Annotated in this window: 12 protein-coding genes and 1 pseudogene; 4 read left to right on the top strand and 9 right to left on the bottom strand. The window is 46.7% G+C overall.

All coding sequences use genetic code 11. The annotated features are described in order from the left end of the window. The 7 genes from ACKTSF_RS13815 to ACKTSF_RS13785 all read right to left on the bottom strand — a co-directional run. On the bottom strand, positions 1-190 hold a 190-nt coding region (locus ACKTSF_RS13815; RefSeq protein WP_143443961.1), incomplete at its 3' end, for a helix-turn-helix domain-containing protein. A gap of 64 nt (positions 191-254) precedes the next feature. Continuing rightward, entirely contained in the window at positions 255-569 is a 315-nt protein-coding gene (locus ACKTSF_RS13810; protein WP_107696668.1) for a hypothetical protein, read from the bottom strand. A gap of 256 nt (positions 570-825) precedes the next feature. Then, complete coding sequence (locus ACKTSF_RS13805) at positions 826-1,560, bottom strand: DUF4430 domain-containing protein (protein ID WP_107696669.1); 735 nt, start codon at positions 1,558-1,560, stop codon at positions 826-828. 34 nt (positions 1,561-1,594) lie between these two features. After that, entirely contained in the window at positions 1,595-2,647 is a 1,053-nt protein-coding gene (locus ACKTSF_RS13800; protein WP_107696670.1) for a prenyltransferase/squalene oxidase repeat-containing protein, read from the bottom strand. Between the two features lie 19 nt (positions 2,648-2,666). Next, positions 2,667-3,377, bottom strand: coding sequence for an ECF transporter S component (locus ACKTSF_RS13795; protein WP_003636323.1), 711 nt, complete (start codon positions 3,375-3,377; stop codon positions 2,667-2,669). Between the two features lie 7 nt (positions 3,378-3,384). Next, the gene (locus tag ACKTSF_RS13790) at positions 3,385-5,049 is read right to left on the bottom strand and encodes an ABC transporter ATP-binding protein (RefSeq protein WP_071665514.1); all 1,665 of its coding nucleotides are present in this window, start codon (positions 5,047-5,049) and stop codon (positions 3,385-3,387) included. Then, positions 5,037-5,933, bottom strand: coding sequence for an energy-coupling factor transporter transmembrane component T (locus tag ACKTSF_RS13785; protein WP_068807709.1), 897 nt, complete (start codon positions 5,931-5,933; stop codon positions 5,037-5,039). Before ACKTSF_RS13785 ends, ACKTSF_RS13790 begins: the two co-directional genes overlap by 13 nt. Before the next feature lie 462 nt (positions 5,934-6,395). On the opposite strand from ACKTSF_RS13785, the gene ACKTSF_RS13780 reads away from it, so the two are divergent. Further along, the gene (locus ACKTSF_RS13780) at positions 6,396-6,524 is read left to right on the top strand and encodes a hypothetical protein (RefSeq protein ID WP_013854969.1); all 129 of its coding nucleotides are present in this window, start codon (positions 6,396-6,398) and stop codon (positions 6,522-6,524) included. A 408-nt stretch (positions 6,525-6,932) separates the two neighbouring features. Here ACKTSF_RS13780 and ACKTSF_RS13775 read toward each other — a convergent pair whose 3' ends face one another. Beyond that, entirely contained in the window at positions 6,933-8,249 is a 1,317-nt protein-coding gene (locus ACKTSF_RS13775; RefSeq protein WP_225417763.1) for a DDE-type integrase/transposase/recombinase, read from the bottom strand. 235 nt (positions 8,250-8,484) lie between these two features. Here ACKTSF_RS13775 and ACKTSF_RS13770 point away from each other — a divergent pair, with 235 nt between their 5' ends. Genes ACKTSF_RS13770 through ACKTSF_RS13760 form a run of 3 tightly spaced genes read left to right on the top strand, consistent with a single transcriptional unit; the run spans position 8,485 to position 10,548 of the window. Continuing rightward, positions 8,485-8,997 (top strand): ECF transporter S component, encoded by a 513-nt coding sequence (locus tag ACKTSF_RS13770; protein ID WP_071665516.1) that lies wholly within the window; start codon positions 8,485-8,487, stop codon positions 8,995-8,997. A gap of 14 nt (positions 8,998-9,011) precedes the next feature. Next, positions 9,012-9,770, top strand: a complete 759-nt coding sequence (locus ACKTSF_RS13765) for an AIR synthase family protein (RefSeq protein WP_080488712.1) — start codon at positions 9,012-9,014, stop codon at positions 9,768-9,770. 16 nt (positions 9,771-9,786) lie between these two features. Next, complete coding sequence (locus ACKTSF_RS13760; RefSeq protein ID WP_125643330.1) at positions 9,787-10,548, top strand: adenosylcobinamide-GDP ribazoletransferase; 762 nt, start codon at positions 9,787-9,789, stop codon at positions 10,546-10,548. 57 nt (positions 10,549-10,605) lie between these two features. Here ACKTSF_RS13760 and ACKTSF_RS13755 read toward each other — a convergent pair. After that, positions 10,606-10,718, bottom strand: a pseudogene (locus ACKTSF_RS13755) (IS30 family transposase); the annotation flags it as partial.

The raw sequence follows: 10,718 nt of genomic DNA, 5'->3' as shown, positions 1-10,718 counted from the left end.
TCCGCCTTTTGCGATCTGCATCTTGCTGAGCTAATTCTGGATCATAAGGTTTAACCCGGTCCAACTCATAGCTAATCGTAGCTTTGGCGACGCCTAAGGCGTCAGCCATTACTTGGTAAGATTTATTCCCCTCATTGACCAGTTGTGCTAGTGCGCCACGTTGAAAACGTGATAAAGTAGATGTACCCAAAGTAATCACTCCCTATATTGGTTGGAATTAGCTACTACCATTGTAAGTGATTGCTTTGGGCTTTTTAATTCCTGTTCGGATTAATTATAGAATTTGCCGAATGGAAATACTTTCCAACACCAAAAATTCTAGACCCAATGGTTCCACCACTAATCGTCAAGGTATCGTTCGCAATTTGCCAAGTGACACCTCCGTCAAGGGTGCCGCTGTTATTGTCCTCTGCTTGGTCTTGAGTGGCAATAGTTGTGATCGGTGATGTTTGGGTCGTGGAAGTGGGGCTGGTGGCAGCAAAAGCTGGCATTAGAACCCCTGTCAATAATAAAAATGAAGCCCCCACTGAAGCCGCTGCAATTATTAGTAATTGATTCAATTTATTCATAAAAAACAACTCCCTCTAGAAAAATAGCTTGGTTACCACTCAAAAATTCCCCCGGATTATCGAGTGATCCCTTATCAAAGGAATATAACCTCTTTTTCGCCATTTATGTTTGGAGAATTGTCCAAAATTTTTCGGCATTTTTTGGAGAAAGCTCTAAAAGAGAATAATCATTAAAAGCGGCCACCGCCAAAGGAATATATCCCTCCCTTTGGCAGCAGTCGCTTTGTTTGAATCAATATTAGCGGGATCTAATCAGTTAATACCCCTCCGTTGTAAAGTACCAACGAACGTTGTCCCCACTCTTAAGCTTCGTTAAGTTTGCAGCATGGTCAATAAATTTCTTGTTAACACTGAACATCCAACCGGAACCGGCCTTAACGTCATTTTCCTTGAGGCCGTTAATGCCGTTCACGTAAACGGAGGGGCCCGGAATATAACTAATATTCAGGTTCGTTTGCTTTAAAATCGAAAACGCGTTGGCGCCCTTTTTAACGCGCATCCGCTTCGAATAGAAAACTTTTTTGTATCCATCAACCGTTAAATGGATTTGAATTGTATTCTTAGCATTAGACGACTTTTTAGCCGCATGATGCGTATCCTGAACCACCTTGGTTTCTGCTTTGTGGTTAATTTTACCCAGCTTATCAGATTTAGGGGCATTTGACCGCTTAGTTTTAGCGACCTTGTTAGGACTTGCCTTTGCACTGGATCCGGTTGTCCGATTAGGGCTTGTGCTTGATTGAGAACTAGCAGTTTGGGTCTTGTTGGCTGTTTTTTGAGCCCGCCTATCTGCTTTTGGTTTTGCTTTGCTTGCACCTTTTGCTTTTTGCTGGTGACTTGGCTGTTTAAGATGACTTGAACTTGAAGAAGTCACTTGTTTAGAAGTTGTCGGCTTAGGGGCTGCGTCTCTCGATGAAATCACCTGTTGGGCACCAAAAGCGATTCCAATTGTGAGAATGAACGCAAGAATGAAGCCAATTGCTTTTTTCATATTGTTTTGTCACCTCTCACTCAAAATTTGGCGATTAATTAATTGTGTAAACTGAACGATTCTTTAAAGCAGCTTTATAAGCGGCAACCGCTAAATTTACCTGACCGACACCATAGAGCTGAGTAGCTGCGTTTTTAATTGAACCGGATTTATTGACATAGGTCAGCATTGCATAAAGCGGCGTCCTAGTTTGACTTGTTTTCATCGCCGTGTTATTCACATATTTCTTCATGCCAAAATCATTTGATAGGGCAATAATTGCTTCAGCGGTTGAATTGGCATTTGGCGTTGTTTTGCCATTAAACGTGTAGCCAAATGCACCACTGGGCTGCACAATACCAGTAAGAAATTTTTGCCCCTTCAGCAAGCTGTCCTTGACGTTAGTTGTATTAACCTTTCCTCGAGCCAGACCGGTTAGAACCATGCTGGTCGTGTCGGTATCCCTAACTCCTTGTTGGTTATTATACGTCCAACCGTGATTATTTAATTGAGCTTTCACTAGCCGAGCACTCAAGCTTGCTTTGCTAAACTTCGCTCCCTTTGGCTGCTTGAACTTTGAGCTCATCGAAATGGCAATCAGCACTTGTGCCTGGGCACTTGTCGTTTGTTTGGAAACACTTGTCCGGTACAACTTGGTTACCAGATTGATTCCCTTTTTGTGGCCATATGGCTTATAATCTCTAGCGTTGAGTCCCATCGCCTGAACAGCCATCACGGCATTGGCCATTGTTGCAGCAGGGGTTGTCTTTTTGATTACCAAGTTTTTTCGCAGCAACGTTTTTTCCTTGGTATTAAATTTATAACCGTTTCCCTTGAGCCCTAACAGAAGGTCAGAGTACCCCGCAGTCGCACCAGTATCAGGATTGAGTTTCTTACTAAAAATAGAACTGCTTTGACCGGAAAGTCCGGTCTTATTTTTAATCATCAGATTCTTCGCGTAACGGTAGTTGGCTTTGATCTTGCTATTTTGATAAGCACGACTGGCGGTCTTAACGCTGGCTGCATTGGCGGTGAAGGCTGGTGCGATACTGCCAAATCCTAATAGGGTTGAAGCAGAGATCATGAGTAGCTTTGATGTTAATTTCATTGATTAATCCATCCTTTTTCTATTGGTTTTTATCCGGTAAAATATTGTATTTGGTGACTAAGCGGTGAAACAGCTTCTCCCATGGCTTGTAAAATAGCGCGATGAGAAAGGCATTGGATGCTGCGTGGAACGTGTCAAATGGAAAGAAACTGGCCGCAAAAGCCAAGATAAAACTCTTGATGGTCAGCGGTGATACGTAGGCCAGGGCGTACCAGAGGTCCATGATCCAGCCAAACAAATAGCCCCAGACGCAGGCAAACACGATCATAAAAATCAGACTATGGGACAATCGGGCCTTCATGAAGAGGCCAGCGGTTAACCCCATTAAGCCCCAGGCGACCATCTGCCAAGGCGTCCATGGTCCTTGACCCATAAACATGTTGGAAACCAGTGCCGTGGTAGATCCTGTGATAAAGCCCAGTTCCGGGCCGAGACTGACACCGCTTAGAATTACGACGAAGCTGGCTCCCTGCACACCAGGAATGGCGCCCAGTGGGACCCGGGTGGCAACCGCCAACGCGATCAAAACGGCGACAAACATCAACGTTTGGGTGCTGATTGGATCGTGTTCGAAGCGCCAGTACGCGGGTAAAAGGCTACAGATTAGGCACATAAAGCTAAATAATAGGTAGTGCTTTCCCTTCAATAAGACAATGAATAGCAGAAAAATAAACATTAACAGTAACGCAATTAATAACCGATACCGGTTGAGTAACGAAGATTGTTTCAAGTAACACTCACCCCCTTTCTGGATGGTTCGCCAGCTTCAGATCGACTGGCAGTAGGGCGTCCTTAACCTGATCACGGGCAATCCGGTTAATTGGCGTGGTGAAGAAAAAGTTATCGGCAAAAAATGATTGCGTGGCAAGCAGCGTGTTGAGATGGCCATCAAACATAAACGTGCATTTGTCGGCAAATTTAGCACAGAATTCCATGTCGTGGCTGGCAATCACAATGGTCATACCGGCTTGTTGGTACTGTTTCAGCAGGTTGCCCACCTGAATCTTGGTGTAGGGATCCAGTCCCTTGGTTGGCTCGTCCAGAACCAACAGATCAGGGGTCGCCATCAGTGCGATTGCTAATCCAACCAGCTGTTGTTGGCCGCCACTAATGTCAAATGGATTTTGTTTCTCAATACGGTTCAAATGAAATTGATTAATCATATGGTCAACTTGGGCCTTAGCGTCTGGCAACCGTAATTCAGCCGCCTGAACTTCCAGCTCCTCACGAACGGTATCGGCTGTAAATTGGAGACGGGGAGTTTGCGACAGAAATGCCAGTTTGGCCATTCGCTGGTTAATGGCCATTTTCCAAACTAACTGGTGGACGAAACGAATTTTGCCGTGCTGCGGCGTCATTAGTCCACAAATCAGCGTTAACAGGGTTGATTTGCCGGAGCCGTTTTTGCCGATAATTGCCAACCACGTACCGGGATTAATCGCCAGGTTCAGGTGATGGAGGACGTTATGTTGGCCGTCGAAGCTAAAGGAAATGTTATTGACGGTTAGAATTGGTTTTTCGGCTGGGGGTAATTGCGCAACCTTGCCGCCGGTCGTCCCTGATTGAAATTGAAGATGGTGAGTCCGAATCGCCGACTGGGCATCGGCTACTGAAATCGGCAATTGGGAGGTTCGAATCTGTTGATCTAAGAAGAGCTTGGGAATTGACGGTACGAAATAGGTCAAGTGGGCATCAGTGGTCATTTTTGCCAAGCCGCTGTGGGGATCACCGTCAAAGGTCAGGTGGTGATCCTGCAGGAGAATCATCCGGTTGGCCATGGCTGCTACCGTGCTCAGCCGGTGTTCAGTCAACATAATTGTAATCCCTAATTCTTGATTAATCCGCCCTAAAACGGTGAGAAAATGCTGAGCGGTCAGCGGATCCAACTGGGACGTGGGTTCGTCCAGTAAAATTAATTTTGGGCGCAAGATGAGAACCGAAGCCAGGTTTACCAACTGAAGCTGGCCGCCGGATAATTGATGTATTTGGCGATCGAGGTTTTGATCCAAACCTAAGAAATTTGCCAGTTCGGTAATCCGGCGTTCGATTTCATTGCTGGGACAGCCAATATTTTCTAATGGGAAGGCCAGTTCTTCGATCACCGTTGCCATCACCGGCTGGGTTTGTGGATCTTGGGCCACATAGCCGACGGTTTGGGCACTCACCAACTTCGGCATGTCAGCAACCGGTGTTTCGGCAATTTGAACGTCACCAGTTCGGGCTCCTTTGGGCATGAGCTCCTTTTTCAAATGGTTAAGCAGGGTCGTCTTGCCACTGCCGGTATTACCGGCAATCACAATAAAATCGCCGGGGTCAATGGTGAAGTTGACGTCGTCCAGAACGGAGGTTGATTGATCGGGATAGGTGAACGTGAGATGGGTCACGGTAGCTAATTTTTGCATGAACGATAGACCCCCTCTGAGATTAATGGTAGTAAGAATAGGAGTGCCGTGACGACGATGGGCCAAGTATCGCCCGGCGTAAAAATGGTGGTGAAATTGGCGACTGAACGACTGGTGCCCATTGAAAGAATCCGGACGCCGATAGTTGCAACTAGCATGACGGTGGCAATCGTGATGAACAGCAGGTCACTAAACTGCCAGTGATACGAGCGGTAGTGGGTCCGCTTGGCGGCGCCAAATCCGCGGGCGTCCATTAAATTGGCGGTTTCCATCGCAGAAGACAGGGCGTCCTGCAGAAGAATTTCGAAGATGTGGAGCGTCTTTTGGGTGCGGGTCTTCAATGATCCATTAACCACGTCGACGTTGCGGGTTTTTTGCAGGCGCAAAATCCGTTTGAGCCTATCGGTGAAGCTGGTGACCAGCGTAAACGAAATGGTGACCAGTACTGCCAGCCGGGGCGCAATCGGCGAGAACACGTAGATCAGCTTGCTGGGGGTCAGAACCGCGTTTAGGACTGAAAAAACAAACAGCATTGCGATCAGGACAATTGCCATCGCAATGCCGTACAGAAATGCCGGATACGAAAATTTGAACGTCAGAATGCCCCATTTGAAATGCCAAAGAATCGGCGGAAACTTTTGATTGAGGAGCGTATTGAAAAATAGAATCATTAATAGAAATGAAACGGCGTATTTCAGTTGGCGCGCCGTCTTTCGGCCGCCAAGGTAGTAGGTGGCTGTGATCGTGAGCGCGATGAACTCAGCCACCGCGACCGCCACGTGATTAAACAGCAGGAGGCAGACGATCAGCTCAGTAAAGTACAGCGTGAGCGCTACTGGATGAAGCTGCGAAAAAAACGTCATCTTGATTGGGGTGTGTGTCATGGAAAATCCCGACTTTCTAAGGGTTAGTAAGCCCTTCCAACAGTATATCATCGTTGCCAAGGGTGGTAAACGGCATATCTTGTGTGGTGGCTAGTATTATTTTGAGGCGTTTTTAAATGGTGAAATTTGCGAACTGATTTATCACCTTTTGGATATTATGTACAGCCTTTTTACACCATTTTTACACTAAATTTACCGTGACCTGCTAAGCTGTCATTTATACGGGTTCATCCGAACAAGCGAGGTGGTTAACACGTAAATAACTTTCTGAAAATCATTGAAAGCAAAAGCTGCAACATCCTTCAAGCAACATCCCGAGGCGGAAAAAGTCATCCGTGTCGGGGCTTTGCTTTGGTAAATTTTATAAGCATATTACTATCTCCCTGGTCGACAGTAGCGCTCTACTACTTAGTAGAGAGAAGATTGATAAGCTTCATAGAATTGACCAAGGAGGAATGTTTTATGCCAAAGACTTTGAAGAATTTATTTGCAAGAACCACTGAAAGAAAGAATCGCCGTTCAGGAACCTTGAAAGATGATTTGAATTCACGTCTTTTCTGGAATTCGGTATTGAAAGGCCAACAGAAGTAATCATGGTTAAATTAATAAGTTTTGCGTGACGATCCTCATCAGTTTTCGGACTGAATGGGGATTTTTTGTATGGTGGCTAATACCAAGTGCTGTCCGACACCTTTTGGGTTTTCCAGTGCTAAACTATAAACGTTAGGAAATCGGTAATGTCCAAAGTTCCATGAAAAAGTAGATTCTAATATGGTTTTCATTCAGGTTTGCAGTCTACTACGTGGTCGTAATCGTCAAATGCACCTGACAAGCCGGCCAATGGGTTGGCTCAGCGGTGCCGAGGCGATGGTTAGACGAAATCAAGGCCACTTAAATAAGCCTCGGGTCATTTAAGTTTAACCCATTGGCTTTTCGGCTTGTCAAGTGTTCGCTACCGCCATTTGACGATAACGAACCACCGGGCTCCAATTACCAAAATCAAGCGGTTGGTAGCTGTTCTTGAGCGAGTTTGATGAGTCTCAACCACTTGTCTGGCATGCGGGTAAGTCCCGTTAATTCAGGAACTTCAACTGGTGGATGGTATCCCAGACTTTGATGGGGCCGTAAAAAATTATGGCAGAGTGAATACAGCGTCACGTAAGTGATAGAGCCGCTGGCTGACTTAAAGCCCCCCATTGGGCGATAATTAGCTTTCAGTGAGCGATTTAAGCGTTCAATGGTTTGCTTGGCGGGGCGATATTCCTTTGCCACCTCGGTTTCGTTGGTTAAGCCTTTAACGATATTAAGGTCGAAGTTGATGCCTTCCTGATGTGCATAATATAGTCTGGCCACTCGATAGATGGGATTATCGTCAACCGTGAACCGCAGGTTCTCAGGAATCACTTGATACTTTTTGAGGACTTGATAGATCGCGATGCACGCTGATTCAGTGGTTCGCTTGGGGGTCACGTAATCTGCCAGGATAATTTTTTTGTTCACGTCATAGAAGTAGAACAGATAGTGCCATTTTCCTTTCACGCGCAGATAAGTTTCGTCACCCACCAATTGGCTGGAAAGCTGATACGGATAATTATCCAGGAAGGGTCGAATATTGGCCGCCACGGCTTGTGCGTAATTGAGAATGGTTTGCTTGGAAATCTTGATGCCATGGATGTCGTACATTAACGCGGCAGTCTTGGCAGCGGAGATGCCATAGTTCACACAGTAGCTGAGGATTAATCCCAGCACTTGTGGTGAGGCCTGAATGCGACTGAGGTCAACCCGAGATTGCGCGGATGATTGCGGGGCTATCTGGCGAATTTTAAAAGCGTATTCCCGATAGATGTACCGTAACTTGAATTGTGATGGCCGCTTTAAGTATTCCTGGTATTGACTGGAATTTAGTTTGGCCAGCTCACGTTTGCGATTAGGGCAGTGACGATTATTGCACCGCCAGGCCTTGAAGTTGGCCCGCTGCTTCGCAAGTTCCAGTTTGTTTTGGCAGTCGGGACAGAGAAGTAATGAGCTCTTATCACCACCGCCATTGGCATACAAGTATTGACTTGGTGCGCCACACCCGGGACAGGTTTGTCGCGGGAAGGCAAACGCCTGCCGATGGTTAACCGGTTTTAACGGCTTGCCGTGCTTTGCTTGATAAGCTACTAATAATTCCTGGTAATTCAGTTGGTTTTTGTGGATATTTGCCTGGAGAAGCGGCAGCTTATCATCAGCTTTGAATTGGTTGAAACGTCGATAGGTCGGGCTTTCTAGCCGTGGCGTTTTGGAATGAAGATAAATATTTGCCAGTTGGGTCATTAGAATCAAAATAAATTGTTGTTGAAGCTTGATTATTTTAACTAAATACGCTAATAATTGTGTAAGCGCTTGTCTAGATCCCTTTCTGGTTCAGTTTTTGTGTTTGTGTGGTGCTTACACTATGCTGGAACTTTAGGGGGAAGGATATTTTGAAATAAAGCTAAATATCCCCACCCATCTCTGATACAATCGAAAAGGAACTAAAATTGATTATTATGAGGAGGATTTTGCAATTATTACACAATCAGATCGACTGAAGCGCCTCACCCTAGCCGCCATGCTCTTGGCGCTCTGCGTGATTGGCGCAAACGTCAAAATCATGGGCTCAGTGGCCTTTGATTCAGCCCCGGCATTCTTAGGAGCGGTGTTGCTAGGCCCGTGGTTTGGCGCAACGTTGGGATTATTCGGGCACCTGGTGTCCGCCGCGTTGGCGGGGTTTCCTCTGACATTGCCGATTCATTTAATTATTGGCGTTGCCATGGGGATTTGCATGCTGATATTTGGCCTGGTTCGTAAATGGTTGGGCAAGGATACGCTGAAGGGCGTGCTGACTTCTGACGTGCTGGGCTACGCGATCAATGTGCCAATCGAGTTGGTGCTTCTTTATCCGCTTATGAAGCAGGCGGTTTGGGCGTTCTTTGTTCCACTGACCATCGCAACGATTCTAAACTTAATTGTTTGTGAAGTGATTTATGCGGCACTGCCCCATCGAGTGAAGGATGCGCCGTTTCTGACGCCGCAGAAATAGGGGGAACCGATTAAATGAACCAAATGAACCCACGATTTCGTGATTTATCGGTGGTGCCAACGAGTCCCACAACAGCGCTGGTGATTGCCTGTGACAGCAGTGCGGGGATTGGTGAGAAGCCCTTGGACGCCGTTCAAATTGATTCGGCGATTACCGCGGCGTATTCACTGCGGGTACCGCTATTGGAGCTGCTGTGCTTTGGGGCCCGGCCAATTGCCGTCGTTGACACGGTTGGCAACGAAATGGTCCCAACTGGCCGTCGGGTGATTCAGGGACTTAAGCGTGAATTAACCAAGGCTGGATTTTACGATATTCCATTGAATGGTAGTACCGAAGATAATATGCCGACCCGGACAACGGCGATTGGGGTGGCCGTGATTGGCCAAATTAATCGGAAAGATATTCCCACGACATCGATCGATGACTCTCTGATCGTTTATCAGCTTGGAACACCCTACGTTGGGGAGGCGGTCAAAGCCCATTTGGCAACGATTTTTTCTTACGATCAGGTTCGAACCATTCGCGCCACCCCAGCAGTGGTGGATATGCTGCCGGTGGGCTCAAAGGGAATTGCCAACGAGCTGGCCCAGATGGCCGCCACCCATACCGCAAAAATTTCCGCCGTGGTTGACCTGGCGGATGCTGAATTTACGCAATCTGCCGGACCGGCGACCGTGTTACTAGTTGCCGTGGTGGCCGATAAACGTCAATTATTTGAAAGGCAATTTCCCGAGCTGACCGAAATTGCTCAGCTTCACCAAAACTCAGATTAAGGACGGCATTGATTCTATGTTTGGTTCATTGATATTGTTAACCCAATTTTTCACCAGGATTCCCATTCCGTATGAAATTCCGGATGCAGCGGTAAAGTTCAAGAAGAGCATCCAGTATTTTACCCTGTTTGGATTTTTGATTGGCTGCATCGAGGCCCTCTTTTTCTGGCTGATGACCTTGGTATTTCCCAGCTGGTTTGCTTGGATCTTATTCTGGGTGGCCGATGGGGTTCTAACCGGCGGCTTTCACTTGGATTCCTTGGCCGACACTGCCGACGGTCTTTATTCATCGCGGACGGTGGACCGGATCAAAGAAATTATGAAGGACAGCCGGATTGGTACCATGGGAAGTCTGGCCCTGATCTATTTCTATGCAATTGTCATGGGTGCCGGGGTTGTCTGCAGTCAGTATTTGGCGGCCTGGCAATTCGTTTCATTGGTGGCCTGTACGACCATGGTGGCCAAGACCGGCATGGCGCTGTTATTTTACAAAATGGTTTATGCTGGCAAAACGAAGGGGCTTGGTAATCTCTGGACTGGTGTTGCCACCTGGCAAATCATGATCGCTCAGCTTTTTTCGATTTTGGTACTTGGTGGTCTGTTAGGGACTTTCGGCCTCTGCGGTTATCTCGCAGTGGTCCTGGGAGCTCTTTGGTACCGGCACTACATCACGCATAAACTGGGCGGTTTTACCGGTGACACAATTGGTGCGTATGGTGAGCTGGCTCAAGTCGCGTTTTTATTGGTAGTAACAGCGTTAGTGAGGGCTTTTGGATGAAATTATTAATGACTCGCCACGGTGAGACGCAATATAACAAAGAGGCAAATTACAAGTTTAATCCGAACAAGCCCGGAATCTTTCAATGGCAGTCTGTTGATGATGTATTTTTAATGGTCGTTGATTAATTAGTTCAAGTGCTGCTAGGATCTCATCAGTCGTTACTTGGC

Origin of the sequence: Levilactobacillus muriae, assembly GCF_045862015.1 — a bacterium.
GTDB classification, from domain to species: Bacteria; Bacillota; Bacilli; order Lactobacillales; family Lactobacillaceae; genus Levilactobacillus; species Levilactobacillus muriae.
The sequence above is the reverse complement of the archived record's forward strand: the minus strand, read 5'-3'. Positions and strand labels throughout refer to the sequence as shown.